The 11,990-nt window shown below is 73.7% G+C and carries 15 protein-coding genes; 2 read left to right on the forward strand and 13 right to left on the reverse strand.

Going from position 1 to position 11,990, the window contains the following annotated elements:
• Window positions 1-71 precede the first annotated feature (71 nt).
• Window positions 72-1,751: a glucose-6-phosphate isomerase gene (gene pgi, locus AOM01_RS07390; protein ID WP_062291254.1), complete on the forward strand. Its 1,680-nt coding sequence runs from the start codon at window positions 72-74 to the stop codon at window positions 1,749-1,751.
• Between the two features lie 70 nt (window positions 1,752-1,821).
• On the opposite strand, the gene AOM01_RS07395 is transcribed toward pgi, so the two are convergent.
• From AOM01_RS07395 to uraD, 5 genes are all read right to left on the reverse strand, one after another.
• A complete protein-coding gene (locus tag AOM01_RS07395; protein WP_062291257.1) occupies window positions 1,822-2,034 on the reverse strand; it encodes a helix-turn-helix domain-containing protein in 213 nt (70 codons plus the stop codon).
• Window positions 2,034-2,507 carry a DUF2975 domain-containing protein gene (locus AOM01_RS07400; RefSeq protein ID WP_062291260.1) on the reverse strand — a complete coding sequence of 158 codons (474 nt, stop codon included), beginning with the start codon at window positions 2,505-2,507 and terminating at the stop codon, window positions 2,034-2,036. The genes AOM01_RS07395 and AOM01_RS07400 overlap by 1 nt, the downstream gene beginning before the upstream one ends.
• A gap of 102 nt (window positions 2,508-2,609) precedes the next feature.
• The gene (locus AOM01_RS07405) at window positions 2,610-3,269 is read right to left on the reverse strand and encodes a DsbA family oxidoreductase (protein WP_228374246.1); all 660 of its coding nucleotides are present in this window, start codon (window positions 3,267-3,269) and stop codon (window positions 2,610-2,612) included.
• Window positions 3,270-3,310: 41 nt separating this feature from the next.
• Window positions 3,311-3,628, reverse strand: coding sequence for a hydroxyisourate hydrolase (uraH, locus tag AOM01_RS07410; protein WP_062291263.1), 318 nt, complete (start codon window positions 3,626-3,628; stop codon window positions 3,311-3,313).
• Complete coding sequence (gene uraD / locus AOM01_RS07415; protein WP_062291266.1) at window positions 3,625-4,098, reverse strand: 2-oxo-4-hydroxy-4-carboxy-5-ureidoimidazoline decarboxylase; 474 nt, start codon at window positions 4,096-4,098, stop codon at window positions 3,625-3,627. Before uraD ends, uraH begins: the two co-directional genes overlap by 4 nt.
• A 23-nt stretch (window positions 4,099-4,121) precedes the next feature.
• On the opposite strand from uraD, the gene AOM01_RS07420 reads away from it, so the two are divergent.
• Window positions 4,122-4,682, forward strand: a complete 561-nt coding sequence (locus AOM01_RS07420) for a nucleotidyltransferase family protein (RefSeq protein ID WP_062291269.1) — start codon at window positions 4,122-4,124, stop codon at window positions 4,680-4,682.
• Between the two features lies 1 nt (window position 4,683).
• On the opposite strand, the gene AOM01_RS07425 is transcribed toward AOM01_RS07420, so the two are convergent.
• The 8 genes from AOM01_RS07425 to AOM01_RS07455 form a co-directional block, all read right to left on the reverse strand.
• A complete protein-coding gene (locus AOM01_RS07425; protein ID WP_062291272.1) occupies window positions 4,684-5,526 on the reverse strand; it encodes a PhzF family phenazine biosynthesis protein in 843 nt (280 codons plus the stop codon).
• 138 nt (window positions 5,527-5,664) lie between these two features.
• Complete coding sequence (locus tag AOM01_RS07430) at window positions 5,665-5,862, reverse strand: hypothetical protein (RefSeq protein WP_062291275.1); 198 nt, start codon at window positions 5,860-5,862, stop codon at window positions 5,665-5,667.
• Window positions 5,863-5,915: 53 nt separating this feature from the next.
• Complete coding sequence (locus AOM01_RS14775; RefSeq protein ID WP_267127725.1) at window positions 5,916-6,047, reverse strand: hypothetical protein; 132 nt, start codon at window positions 6,045-6,047, stop codon at window positions 5,916-5,918.
• Window positions 6,048-6,090: 43 nt separating this feature from the next.
• Window positions 6,091-6,759, reverse strand: coding sequence for a TetR/AcrR family transcriptional regulator (locus AOM01_RS07435; protein WP_062291278.1), 669 nt, complete (start codon window positions 6,757-6,759; stop codon window positions 6,091-6,093).
• Window positions 6,759-8,051, reverse strand: coding sequence for an allantoate amidohydrolase (locus AOM01_RS07440; protein WP_062291281.1), 1,293 nt, complete (start codon window positions 8,049-8,051; stop codon window positions 6,759-6,761). Before AOM01_RS07440 ends, AOM01_RS07435 begins: the two co-directional genes overlap by 1 nt.
• A complete protein-coding gene (locus AOM01_RS07445; RefSeq protein ID WP_062291284.1) occupies window positions 8,048-9,283 on the reverse strand; it encodes a pyridoxal-phosphate-dependent aminotransferase family protein in 1,236 nt (411 codons plus the stop codon). Before AOM01_RS07445 ends, AOM01_RS07440 begins: the two co-directional genes overlap by 4 nt.
• Window positions 9,284-9,310: 27 nt before the next feature.
• The gene (locus AOM01_RS07450) at window positions 9,311-10,891 is read right to left on the reverse strand and encodes an AtzH-like domain-containing protein (RefSeq protein ID WP_228374247.1); all 1,581 of its coding nucleotides are present in this window, start codon (window positions 10,889-10,891) and stop codon (window positions 9,311-9,313) included.
• On the reverse strand, window positions 10,888-11,976 hold the full coding sequence (locus AOM01_RS07455) for an acetamidase/formamidase family protein (RefSeq protein ID WP_062291289.1): 1,089 nt from the start codon (window positions 11,974-11,976) through the stop codon (window positions 10,888-10,890). Before AOM01_RS07455 ends, AOM01_RS07450 begins: the two co-directional genes overlap by 4 nt.
• Between the last annotated feature and the right edge of the window lie 14 nt (window positions 11,977-11,990).

Raw genomic sequence — 11,990 nt, forward strand, 5'->3', positions numbered from 1 at the left:
CCCGCCCCGAGGGCGAGCAGGCGCACCCAGGTCCTGGGCGCATCGTCTCCCACGGGACTAGCCTGGCAACCGTGACTGCACCCATCGATCCCACCGCCACCTCCGCCTGGGCCGAGCTGGCCGCCCTTCAGGACTCCTTCACCCCCGACCTCCGCGGCTGGTTCGCCGCCGACGCGGGCCGCGTGGAGCGCTACTCCCTCCCGCTGGCCGACCTGCACGTCGACCTGTCCAAGAACCTCGTGACCGACGAGATCCTCGCGTCGCTGGTGAAGCTCGCCGAGGAGACCGGCGTCGCGGACCGCTACGCCGCGATGCTCGCCGGTGACCACATCAACACCACCGAGGACCGCGCCGTGCTCCACACCGCGCTGCGCCGCCCGTCCGGCACGCAGCCGGCGCTCGTGGTCGACGGCCAGGACGTGGACGGCGACGTCCAGGAGGTCCTCGCGCGCATCGACGAGTTCGCCGAGCGCGTCCGCTCCGGCGGCTGGAAGGGCATCACCGGCAAGGCGGTGACGCACATCGTCAACATCGGCATCGGCGGCTCGGACCTGGGCCCCGTCATGGTCTACGAGGCGCTCGAGCCGTACGCGACGGCCGGCATCGAGGCGCGGTTCGTCTCCAACATCGACCCGACGGACATGGGCCAGAAGGTCAAGGGCCTCGACCCCGAGACCACCCTGTTCATCGTGGCGTCGAAGACCTTCACCACCCTCGAGACGCTCACCAACGCGCGCCTCGCCCGCGACTGGCTGTGGACCGAGCTCGAGAAGGCCGGCGTCATCACGGCCGACGACGCGCAGCGCACCAACGCCGTCGCCCACCACTTCGTCGCCGTGTCCACGGCGCTCGACAAGGTCGCGGCGTTCGGCATCGACCCCGCCAACGCGTTCGGGTTCTGGGACTGGGTGGGGGGCCGCTACTCGGTCGACTCGGCGATCGGCCTGTCGCTCGCGATCGCGCTGGGCCCCGACGCCTTCCGCGAGCTGCTCGCCGGCTTCCATGCCGTCGACCGCCACGTCGCCGAGACGCCGCTCGAGAAGAACGTGCCCGTCCTCATGGGCCTGCTCAACGTCTGGTACTGCAACTTCCTCGGCTCGCAGTCGCACGCCGTGCTGCCCTACGCGCAGCAGCTGCACCGCTTCCCCGCGTACCTCCAGCAGCTCACCATGGAGTCCAACGGCAAGTCGGTGCGCTGGGACGGCACGCCCGTCACCACCGACACCGGCGAGATCTTCTGGGGCGAGCCCGGCACCAACGGCCAGCACGCGTTCTACCAGCTGATCCACCAGGGCACGCGCCTGATCCCCGCGGACTTCATCGCGGTGGTCAACCCGGCGTACCCGCTCGAGGACGGCGGCCAGGACGTCCACGCGCTGTTCCTCGCGAACTTCCTCGCGCAGACCAAGGCGCTCGCGTTCGGCAAGACCGCCGAGGAGGTCGAGGCCGAGGGCACCACCGGCGCCCTCGTGGCCGCGCGCACGTTCGCCGGCAACAAGCCGACGACGTCGATCTTCGCCCCGTCGCTCACGCCGGCGGTGGTGGGTCAGCTCATCGCGCTCTACGAGCACATCACCTTCACCCAGGGCATCGTGTGGGGCATCAACAGCTTCGACCAGTGGGGCGTCGAGCTGGGCAAGAAGCTCGCCCTGGAGATCGCTCCCGCGATCGAGGGGGACGATGCGGCGCTCGCCGCGCAGGACGCGTCCACCCAGGCGCTCATCGCCTACTACCGGGCGAATCGCGCGTAGTACACGCACCATCCTCGCGCTTTCGCGCTGAGCGGGGTCGGGCCCTCACGGGCCCGACCCCGTTCGCGTCTCAGGCGTCTTCGGGCTCCCACCGCAGGATGTCGCCGGGCTGGCAGTCGAGCACCTCGCAGATCCGCTCAAGCGTGGTGAAGCGGATCGCCTTGGCGCGGCCGTTCTTGAGCACCGCGACGTTGGCGGGCGACAGGCCCACCCGGCTCGCGAACGTGCCCACGGGCATCTTGCGCCGGGCGAGCATCACGTCGAGATCGACGACGATCGGCATCAGATCACCTCCGCGAGCTCCGCCCGGTCCGCGATGGCGGCGGCGAGGAGGCCGCGCATCGCGACGGTGAGCAGGACGAACGTGCCGCCGATCACCATGGCGGCGAACCCGGCGAGCACGATGCCCGGGCCGCCCCCCTCGGTCATGAGCAGGTGCCCCGCGGTGAGCGCGCAGATCCCCGCAGCCGCTCCCCCGCACGCCGCCATCGCGTCGACCCAGCGCAGCGCACGCGGGGTGAAGATCCGCGCGTCGCCGATCAGGGTCAGCAGCGCCCAGACGCAGACGATCCCGGCCTGCAGGCACGCGATCGCGGCGATCCCGGCGATCGAGTACGGCACCACCAGGTGCTCGACCTCGGGGAAGACGTCGCCCTGCTCTCGCGCGACCACGGGCACCAGGAGCTGGCCGAGGAAGGCACCCGCGAACACGAGCACGAGCAGGAAGCGGAGCCACGTGATCACGGCGCTGGTCATGTCTCGATAATCGAGAGATTTCTGGCGAATGTCAACAAAGAAGCGCCGGATCCCGTCTCGAGACGGGGTCCGGGGCCGTGGGTTGAGCCCGAGGCCGAGGGGTCAGGCGACGGGTGCGGCGTCGGCGTCCCGAGCCTCGCGCGCCTTGGCGAGCGCCATCGCGAAGGTCTCGGTGGGCTGAGCGCCCGAGATCGCGAACCTGTTGTCGAACACGAAGAACGGCACCCCGTTGGCGCCGTAGGCCGCGGCCTGCGCGACGTCGGCCGCCACGGCGTCCTCGAACTCGTCGGAGGACAGCACGCGGCGCACATCCGCCTCGGGCAGCCCGGACTCGACCGCGAGACGCACCAGCGTCTCCGCGTCGTCCATGAGCGCACCCTCGGTGAACTGCGCCTTCATCAGGCGGTCCTTGAGGACCGGCCCGAGGTCGAGCGCGTGCGCGAGGTGCAGCAGGCGGTGGGCGTCGCGGGTGTTCGCCGTCATGTACTGGTCGAAGCGGTACTCGATGCCCGCCTCCGCGCCCAGCGTCTCGAGCCGCACGTTCATCTCGGCGATCCGGTCGGGCGTGGTGTTGAACTTCTCCGCGAGCGCCTCCGAGTGCGGGCGGTTCGCGCCCTTCTGGGCGCTCGGGTCCAACTGGAAGCTGCGGTAGCGGATGGCCACGTCCTCACCCGAGGCGGCCACGGCCTCCTCGAGGCGCTTCTTGCCCAGGTAGCACCACGGGCAGGCGATGTCGGACCAGATGTCGATCTCGATAGTCATGCCGCCACAACGTACAGGACCTCGCGCTGATTCCTGACACGTCAACTACCCCGGTAGGTCGAGTACCCGAACGGGCTGAGCAGGAGCGGCACGTGGTAGTGCGGGTCCCCGTCGATGCCGAAAGCGATCCGCACCTCGGGGTAGAACGTCGCGATCCCGCGGTCCGCGAACCACTCCCCCGTGGCGAACACCAGCTGGTACGTGCCCGGCTGCAGCCGATCTGGCCCGACCGCGACGCGCCCGTCGGCGTCCGTCACACCGGTCCCGAGCTCCTCCGTGCCGTGCAGCAGCCGCACGTGCACGCCGGCCGCGGGCCTCCCGTGCACGGAGTCCAGCACGTGCGTGGTGACGTGGCTCATGCCGCCTCCCCGTAGGTCGCGCGCAGCCTCAGCAGCGCGATCCCGCGCAGCTGGTCCGCCACCTCGGCGAGCTCGGCAACCTCGTCGTTCTCGAGCCTACGCTCGATCTCCCCCACGATCTCCTCGCGCGAGCGCCCCGCCGCGCGGATGAGGAACACGCGCCCGAAGCGCTCCTCGTACGCCGCGTTGAGCGCCGCCAGGCGCGCGGCCAGCGCCGCGTCCCCCGACGCCGAGGCGGACTGCTCGTCGCGCGAGAACCGGGCCTCCGCATCGTCCCCCTGCCGGTGCTCGCCGATCCGGGGGTGCGCTTCAAGCGCCTCCTCGATCTCGCCGGGCGTGAGCGGCGTGCCCGCGGACACCGCGGCGCGCTCGAGCTCGAGCAGCGACGGGTACGCGCGGGACGCGACGGATTCGGCCCAGCGGGCCACGTTGAGGCATGCGAGAAGGTCCTCTCGCCGGGGCTCGATCATGGTTCCTCCCTAGGATGAACAGCATGGCAGACAGGCTGGTCGGCGTGGTGCTCGCGGCGGGGGCCGGCACGCGCTTCGGCGGACCGAAGGCCCTGGCACGGGACGATGCAGGGGCATGGCTCCCCCGCGCCTGCGGGCTTCTCGCGGGGGCGGGCTGCGACCCGGTGGTCGCGATCCTGGGCGCCGGGGCCGAGGACGCGCGGCACCTGCTGCCGCAGGGCGCGCATCCGGTCATCGCGGACGCGTGGGCGGAGGGGATCGGGGCCAGCGTGCGCGCGGCGGTCCTCGCGGCGCAGGCGGTGCATGCCGACGCGCTCCTCATCACGTTGGTCGACCTGCCAGGACTGCAGCCCGAGGCGGTCCAGCGCGTGGCCGCGCGCTGGACCGGCGACCCGTCGGTGCTGGCGCGGGCCGTCGACGGCGGCCTGCCGGGACACCCCGTGCTGATCGGCGGCGCGCACCTCGGCCGCCTCCTCGCGACCGTCGGCGGCGGGCGCGGCGCGGGCCACTACCTCGACGCGCACCACGCGGAGGAGATCGACTGCACCGGGCTGGGCGCGGCGGAGGACGTGGACGAGCGCTGAGTCAGGCCTCGACGGTGCCGGCGATGGCCACGTGGGTGGCGCCGCCGATCCACAGCTCCCCGTCGGACGCGGTCACGAGGATGCGCCCGTCGCGGCCAAGCGCGGTGCCCTGGCGCGCCCGGTACGGCGCCTCAAGGCGACCGGTCGAGGTGAGCCACTGCGCGAGCGAGGCGTTGAGCGAGCCCGTGACCGGGTCTTCCCGCAACGCTCCGCCGTCGTGACAGAAGAACGCGCGCACCTCGAGCGCGAGGTCGGAGCCGGCGGGGTGGAGAGCGGCGACGCCGATGTCCCACCGTCCCGGGGGTGCCGCGGCGGGGCTCAGGGCGGCGACCGCCTCGGGCGAGTCCAGCAGCAGCCCCACCCAGCCCGGGCCGTTGTCCACCCAGGCCGCGTCGATCACCTCCCCTGGCGAGATGCCCAGGACCGCGCAGGCCTGGGCGACCGTCGCATCGTCCACCGGACCGGACCGGACGAGCGGGGGCGCGGCGAACGCGAGCGTGTCGTCCTCGCGACGCAGGGGCACCAGCCCCGCGCCGCACTCCTGCACGATCCGGCCGGGGTCGCGCGGCGTGCCGCCGGCGTCGAGCCACGCGCGGGCGGTGCCGAGCGTGGGGTGTCCGGCGAACGGCAGCTCGGTGGACAGCGAGAAGATCCGCACGCGGTAGTCGGCGTCGGGGGTGGTGGGCGGCAGCACGAAGGTGCACTCGGAGAGGTTGGTCCACTCCGAGATGCGGGTCATCTCGGCGTCCGTGAGGCCCTCCGCGTCGAGGACCACCGCGACGGGGTTCCCGGTGTACGGGGCGGAGCCGAACACATCGACCTGGCGGAACGGGCGGGATGTCATGCCTCGACGCTAGCGCGGGCGCATGGGGCCGCGCGGGCCCCCGGTGGCGCCCGTGCGACGGTGCCAGTCGGGGCCGGTGCGGCCCCCTGACGACCGCCGTCGTGTGCGAGAGCGCGGCGATGCTCCCCGTTCCGCGGGCTACCCGCCTGCGCCGCCGTGGAGGGGCAGGTCGGCGACGGGGATAGGGACGAGCGCATCGTCGAGCAGGCGCGCCTCGCCCACGCGCCACGCGACGAACGCGGCGAGGGCGACGAGGATCACGAGCGCCACCAGGACGCCGCGACGCCACGCGGGGTGGCGGTGCGACGCGGGTGGGCGCCAGCCGAGGGCGACCATGGCCGTCTACCCGGCTCGGAAGATGCGCGCGCGGTAGCGCGCGGAGATGCGGTTCATGGCCGCTCCTGGGGGGACTCGCCCTGACGGGCGTGATCGGGGACCGCGCTCGCGCGCGTGGTGGCGTCGGCACGACGGTCGGCGTCGGCGGCGGCCTCCGCCCAATGGAGGCCGTGATCCGAGAGCATGACTCTCGCTGGAGTAATAGAGAGTCTAACTCTCAGGTCAATCTCAGGGAAGCGAGGAATCCCGCGTTCCGAAGCGGTGCGCCGGCACTTCGATGCTCTCGAGCTCGCGGTTGCGACCGATCCCGTCGCCGGGGACCAGGCCGCGGCGTCCGAGCGCCAGGTGACGCCTCCACACGAAGTCGGTGGCGGGCGTCGCGTCCGCCGCCAGCGTGCCCGTGGTCAACGCGAGCGTCGTAAGGTCCGACGCGAGCACGTCGCGCTCGAGCAGGCCGGACTCCTGGGCCTCCGCGACGAGCTCTCGCAGCAGCACCAGCGTGCGCGGGTCGACGCCCCGCCCCGGACGCAGCCGCGAACCGCGGATCGCGAGCTGCGGGTACGACCGGTGCGCGGCGATCGCCCCGACCATGGTGGCGAAGAAGGCGTCGAGTCGCGCCGCGACGTCGCGATGCTCGGATTCGAGCGTCTCCCGCACCGCGTCCTCGACCCTGCCAGCGGCGACGTCGTAGAGCTCGACCACCAGATCGTCACGGTTCGCGAAGTGGCGGTACAGCGTCGCCTCACCCACCTCGGCGACCTGCGCGACCGCGCTCAGCGGCGCGTCGATGCCGGCGTCGTCGAAGACCGCGAACGCGGCCTCCAGCAGGCGGAGGTGGTTGACGCGGTAGTCGCCCCGCTCCGCGCGAGGACGACGCGCGGGAGCCGGGTCGGTCATCACGCCACCGTAGCCGCTCCCCTGCGGTGCGCGATAGAGAGCACGGCGGCCTCGAACGCGTCGATCGCGAGCGCCACGTCCTCAAGCTCGACCACCTCGTCGGGGTGGTGGCTGACGCCGCCGTTGCCGTTGCGGATGAACAGCATCGCGTACGGCGTGAGGGACGCGATCGCCATCGCGTCGTGGCCCGCCTTGGACTGCACCTCCATGGGCTCGCGGTCGCCCGTCGCGGACACGATCGCCTCCTCGATCGCCTCGCTGAGCCGTCGCTCCGAGGAGGTGGCGCGCGCGACATGGCGCAGGTTCTCCGTGAACTGGAGCCGCCGCCGCCCCGCGGCCTCCATGGCCTGCGCGCGCATCAGCTCGTAGGCGCGGTCGCGCTGCGCGTCGGACGCGGCGCGCACGTCGAGCGAGAACTCCGCGCGGCCGGGGATGACGTTCGCGGCGCCCGGGGTCACGCGCATCTCGCCCACCGTGCCCACGACGCCCTCGGTGAGGGCGACCTGCTCGACCGCCAGCGCCGTCTCCGCGGCGCCCAGCAGCGCGTCACGGCGGTGCAGCATCGGCACGCCGCCCGCGTGGCCGGCCTGCCCGTCCATCGCGAGGTCGAAGCGCTTGGCGCCCATGATGCCCGACACCACGCCGAGGGGGCGGCCGGCGTCGAGCAGCAGCGGCCCCTGCTCGATGTGCGCCTCGAGGTACCCGACCACGCCCGCCGGGTCGAGCGCCGCGTCCGCGACCGCGTCGGGGTCGAGGCCGAATGCGTCCAGCGCGTCGCGCAGCGTCACCCCGTCGGGGTCGACCAGGTCGAGCCACCCCTCCTCCCAGGTTCCCGCGACCGCGCAGGATCCGAGCAGCGTGCGACCGAACCGCACGCCCTCCTCGTCCGCGAAGCCGAGCACCTCGATCCCGAAGGGCAGCCGCACGCCGTGGTCGCTCAGCCGCGAGACCACCGCGATCGCGATCATGACGCCGAGGATCCCGTCGTAGCGGCCCGCGTCCGGCACGGTGTCGAGGTGCGATCCGAGCAGCAGCACCGGAGCGTCGGGCATCTCCCCCGGGTAGGAGCCGCGGGCGTTCCCGGCCGCGTCCTCCCACGCACGCATCCCGGCCGCCTCGATCCATCGGGCGACCTCGGCGTTGGCGCGGGCGTGCTCGCCGGACAGGTAGACGCGCTCGATGCCGTCCTCCATCGAGGAGATCCCCGCGAGCACGTCGCAGCGCCGCAGCGCCTCGCGCGCGTCCGCGAGCGCGGCCTCGGACGGACCCTGCTGGCGCGACCGGCGGCTCATGCGGTCGTCCCGTCGGCGGCGTAGGCGGCGTAGGCCGCGTCCACTCCCCCGCCCGGCGGCACCCGGACGCCGTGGCGGCGCAGCACCGCCTCGAGCGCGGCGAGGGTCGCGAGCACCGCGTCGGTGCGCGCGTTCCAGCCCATGATGCCCACGCGCCACACCCGCCCGGCGAGCGGCCCGAACGACGTCCCGATCTCGATGCCGAAGTCGGCGAGCAGCTGCCGCCGGACCGCCTCGCCGTCGACCCCCTCGGGAATCTCCACCGCGACCACGTTGGCCATGCGGTGCTCCTGGTCGCCGTAGCGCGCGAGGCCCAGCCCGGCGAGCCCTGCCGCCATCGCGGCGCCGTGGCGGGCGTGACGCTCCTGGTAGGAGCCCAGGCCCTCCTCAAGGATCACGCGCGCACACTCCCGTGCGCCGTAGAGCATGGTGGTCGCCTCGGTGTGGTGGTTGAGGCGGCGCGGCGACCAGTAGTCGAAGATCATCGCAAGGTCGAAGTAGTTCGAGCGGATCGGGTGGGCCGCCGTGGGATCGCCGGCCTCACGGATGCCGGCCTCGATGCTGCGCCGCGACTCGATCACCTCGACCGCGCGCGGTGAGAAGGTCGCGGGAGCCGAGCCCGACGGCCCGCCCAGGCACTTCTGCAGCCCCGCCGTCGCGGCGTCCACGCCCCAGGCGTCGGTGGGGAACGGGTTGCCGCCGAGCGTCGCGGTGACGTCCGCGTAGAGCAGGCAGTCGAAGCGGTCGCACAGCTCGCGCAGCCCGTCGAAGGGCTGCCGCATGGTGGTGGACGTGTCGCCGTGCACCATCGCGAGCACCTTGGGGCGGGCGGTCTCCATCGCGGCGGCGATCGCCTCGAGCGGGACCACCTCGCCCCACGGCGCCTCGACCGTGTGCACCTCCGCGCCGCACCGTCCGGCGATCTCCACCAGCAGATGGCCGAACCGCCCCATCACGGGCACCAGCACCCGGTCGCCCGGCTCGAGCAGCGACACGAGCGCCGCCTCGATCGCGCCCCGTGCGGTGGAGTCGATGAGCAGCGTCTGCGCGTTCGCGGTCTCGAACACCCCGCGGTACAGCTCCTGCACCTCGCCCATGGCGTGCGTCATGAACGGGTCGTACTGCCCCACCAGCTGCGCCGACATCGCCTGCAGCACGCGCGGGTGCGCCGTGATGGGGCCGGGCCCCATGAGCAGGCGCGCGGGCGGGTCGATCGGGCCTGGCAGGGACATGGGGCCTCCACGGAATGTTGATGTGGCTTACACAGTGTGCCCGAGCGATGTTTCGCCGCGATTGCGCAGCGCTGCCTCCAGAGCAAGCCCCGCGTCGACCAGCGCGAGGTCCGATCCCCGCGGCCCCACGAGGCACATGCCGACGGGCCCGTCGGGCGTGTCGAGCAGCGGCGCGGACAGGGCGGGCCTCCCGGTGAGCCCGGCGATCGCGGTGATGGACAGCGTCGCGCGGCGGCGCTCCTCGAGCTCGCTCTCGCTCGCGTCGAGGCGGGGTGCGGACGATGCGGCGGCCGGGACCAGCAGGATCGCGTCGCCGAGCGCGTGGTCCAGCTCGGTGACGAGGCGGTCGAGATCCGCGAGCGCGGCCGCCTCCTGGTCCGTGGTGACGTCGCGGGCGAGGTCGAACCGCTCCTGGACGTCGGGCGCGAGGACCCCCGGGTGGGACTCGACCCACGCGCCGTCGCTGCGCCAGGCCTCGGCCTGCTGCGTGACGCGGAAGGTGGCGAGCAGGTCGTCGAGCACGGGCACCTCGACCGGCGTCGCGCGCACCCCCGCCGCGGCAAGCGCGGCGAGCGCGCCGTCGAACGCGTCGCGCACGCCGCGGGTGCAGGACATCATCACGGCCGGCGCGGCCACGTAGGCCCCCGGGGTGACCCCCTGCCCCGCGTCCGCCAGCCCGACCGAGGCGACCCGGCGCATCGTCCCGCCGTCCCTGGTGATCCACCCGGCGGTGTCGTAGCGGGGCGCGAGCGGCCACACGTGAGCGAGGCTGACCGCACCGTGCGTGGGGCGCAGACCCCAGAGCCCCTGGTAGGACGCGGGGACTCGGATCGAGCCGGCGGTGTCGGTGCCGAGCCCGATGCTCGCCTGCCCGAGCGCGACCGCGGCGGCCGGGCCCGAGCTCGAGCCGCCGGGGATCGCGCCGGGCACGGCGGGGTTGGGGGGCGTGCCGTAGTCGGGGTTGAGGCCGGCGATCGAGTACGCGAACTGGTCGGTCTGCGTGATGCCCACCACGTCCGCGCCGGCGTCGAGGAGCGCCTGCACGGCGGGCGCGGTCTCCTGCTCGACCGCGGCGTCCGCGAGGAACGCACGCACGCCCACCCCGATGCGCTGCCCCGCGACCGCGAACAGGTCCTTCACCGCCACCGTCTCGCCCGCGAGCGGGCCGTCGCCGGATCCCGCCACCAGCGGGGCACCGGCCACGCGCCACACCCGCGCGTCGAGCGCGGGGGCGGGGGCGGTGACATGAGCGGCCGCGATGCGCCACGCGCCGTCGTCGCCCCGACGCCACAGCTGTGTCACCAGGCCGCGCCCGCCGCCCGCCGGCACGTTGACGGTGGCGACGTGCGCCGCATCGTCCCCCGCGAGGTGGATGCGGAGCTCGGCGACCGTTCGCGAGCCCGCCCCGCCGCGGCGCGCGCGGAAGCCTGCGATGGCGCCGTGACCCACGAGCAGCCCGGCGCGGTCGCCGCGCAGCGCGTCGGGGGTTCGCTCGAACGCGTCGGCAAGCGCCGCGACGTCGTCGGCGGCGAGGACCGCCTCGTACGCGAGCACGGCCTCGACCAGGCCCTCGGGCGCGGGCGCGCCGCCCTCCACGCGAACCCTCACCGGACCCCCTCGAAATCGGACTTGCGGATGCGGGCGTGCACGCCCGTGACCAGGTCCACCACCTGCGAGATCTCGAAGTCGGTGGCGGCGGACAGGTAGGCGTACGCGAGGTGGCGTTCCATGCCGTAGCGGGCACCCAGCAGGGCGAGCGCCTGCCGGACGCACGCGCGCATGGCCTCGTCGAGGTCCGCGTCGAGCCCCGTGGGCATGAGGTGGGTCGCGTCCTCGGCCAGCGGCGAGGCGAGCTCGCCGAACTCGCGGGCCGCCTCCGCCGCGTCGCGCAGGTCGAGCCGGACGCGCACGCGCAGCGACGCCTCGAGCGCGGTGAGCGCGACCTCGCCATTGCCCTGCGCGAAGTGCGGGTCGCCCACGTAGGCGAGCGCGCCCGGCACCTGGACGGGCAGGTGGAGGGTCGCGCCGGGCGTGAGGTGGCGGATGTCGATGTTGCCGCCGTGCGGGCCCGGCGGCACCGAGTGGGCCGCGGTGTCTGTGTCCGTCGCGACGCCGATGATCCCCAGGAACGGCGCGAGCGGGAAGGACACTGCGCGCTCGCCGCCCTCCGTCAGGGGCAGGCGGCCGCGCCACTCGCCGCTCGCGTCAGGGGAGACGGGCGTGAACACCGAGACGTCACCCGGGCCGGCGGGCAGCTCGCCCGGGAGAGCGCCCCTGCCGTGACGGTTCGAGATGACGCCGTAGTCGACTCGCGGGGTGGCGTCGAGCAGGGTGACGCTGAGGAGGTCGCCGGGACGCGCGCCACGCACCTCGATGGGGCCGGTGACCACATGGGGACCGTCCTCGGCGCCGCGCGTGCGGGTCGCCGCGATCGCGATCGCGTCCTCGAGCACGTCCTCGCGTGCCACCCCGTGAGACCCGAAGAACGCGACGGGGTCGGCACCCTGGTCGGGCAGCAGGCCCTCGTGGCTGACCGTGTCGACGGTGAGCTCCGTCCCCGGGTCGACCGTCAGGACGGGCGCATCGCCGCGCTTGGGAAGGCGTCCCCAACGCACCGCCGACGGCTGCGCGGGCAGGTACACCGCATCGTCCACCCGCGCGCCGGGCTGCAGTGTGCCCTGGTAGTCGCCCACGCGGCCTCCTCCCC

It is taken from the genome of Demequina phytophila, from assembly GCF_000971135.1.
Classification (GTDB): Bacteria; Actinomycetota; Actinomycetes; order Actinomycetales; family Demequinaceae; genus Demequina; species Demequina phytophila.

Excerpts from the sequence above, each read along its gene's own strand:
- AOM01_RS07395 (WP_062291257.1), bottom strand. The coding sequence starts at position 2,034 with ATGCCGATCGTCGTCGATCTCGACGTGATGCTCGCCCGGCGCAAGATG.
- AOM01_RS07400 (WP_062291260.1), bottom strand. The coding sequence starts at position 2,507 with ATGACCAGCGCCGTGATCACGTGGCTCCGCTTCCTGCTCGTGCTCGTG.
- AOM01_RS07405 (WP_228374246.1), bottom strand. The coding sequence starts at position 3,269 with ATGACTATCGAGATCGACATCTGGTCCGACATCGCCTGCCCGTGGTGC.
- uraH (WP_062291263.1), bottom strand. The coding sequence starts at position 3,628 with ATGAGCCACGTCACCACGCACGTGCTGGACTCCGTGCACGGGAGGCCC.
- uraD (WP_062291266.1), bottom strand. The coding sequence starts at position 4,098 with ATGATCGAGCCCCGGCGAGAGGACCTTCTCGCATGCCTCAACGTGGCC.
- AOM01_RS07420 (WP_062291269.1), top strand. The coding sequence starts at position 4,122 with ATGGCAGACAGGCTGGTCGGCGTGGTGCTCGCGGCGGGGGCCGGCACG.
- AOM01_RS07425 (WP_062291272.1), bottom strand. The coding sequence starts at position 5,526 with ATGACATCCCGCCCGTTCCGCCAGGTCGATGTGTTCGGCTCCGCCCCG.
- AOM01_RS07430 (WP_062291275.1), bottom strand. The coding sequence starts at position 5,862 with ATGGTCGCCCTCGGCTGGCGCCCACCCGCGTCGCACCGCCACCCCGCG.
- AOM01_RS14775 (WP_267127725.1), bottom strand. The coding sequence starts at position 6,047 with ATGCTCTCGGATCACGGCCTCCATTGGGCGGAGGCCGCCGCCGACGCC.
- AOM01_RS07435 (WP_062291278.1), bottom strand. The coding sequence starts at position 6,759 with ATGACCGACCCGGCTCCCGCGCGTCGTCCTCGCGCGGAGCGGGGCGAC.
- AOM01_RS07440 (WP_062291281.1), bottom strand. The coding sequence starts at position 8,051 with ATGAGCCGCCGGTCGCGCCAGCAGGGTCCGTCCGAGGCCGCGCTCGCG.
- AOM01_RS07445 (WP_062291284.1), bottom strand. The coding sequence starts at position 9,283 with ATGTCCCTGCCAGGCCCGATCGACCCGCCCGCGCGCCTGCTCATGGGG.